Origin of the sequence: Streptomyces javensis, from assembly GCF_039525925.1 — a bacterium.
In the GTDB taxonomy this organism is placed as follows: Bacteria; Actinomycetota; Actinomycetes; order Streptomycetales; family Streptomycetaceae; genus Streptomyces; species Streptomyces asiaticus.
Window position 1 is genome coordinate 1 of record NZ_BAAAIF010000294.1, and the last position, 550, is coordinate 550.

The 550-nt window shown below is 66.7% G+C and carries 1 protein-coding gene; it reads right to left on the minus strand.

The window, feature by feature from the left end:
* Window positions 1–550 (minus strand): acyltransferase domain-containing protein (locus ABD329_RS48030; protein ID WP_344318332.1); only part of this gene is annotated, 550 nt, incomplete at both ends.

The following is a 550-nucleotide window of genomic DNA, read 5'->3' on the forward strand; positions in this document are numbered from 1 at the left end:
GTGGTGTGGTGGTGGAGGGTGTGGTGGGTGGCGGTGGCGAGGGTGGGGTCGGGGCCGAGTTCGAGGTAGAGGCTGGTGTGGGGTGTGGTGTGGGTGATGGCGGGGTGGAAGTGGACGGGTTGGCGGATGTGTTGGGTCCAGTAGTCGGGTGTGGTGATGTGTTGGTCGGCGGGTTGTCCGGTGAGGTTGCTGATGAGGGGGATGGTGGGTGGGTGGTAGGTGAGTTTGCTGATGGCTTGTTTGAAGGGTTGGAGGATGGGGTCCATCAGGGGGGAGTGGAAGGCGTGGCTGACGGTCAGTGTCCTGGTCTTGCGGCCCTTGGCCGCCCAGGTGGCGCTGATGTCGGCGATGAGGTGGCTGGGTCCGGAGATGACGGTGTTGCCGGGGGTGTTGAGGGCGGCGATGCTCACTTGGCCGTGGTGTGTGGCGAGGTCGTCGGTGAGTTCGTGGGGGGTGGCGGCGATGGTGGCCATGCCTCCGCCGGTGGGGAGTTCTCCCATGAGGGTGGCGCGGGCGGCGACGAGGTGGCAGGCGTCGGGGAGGTCGAAGA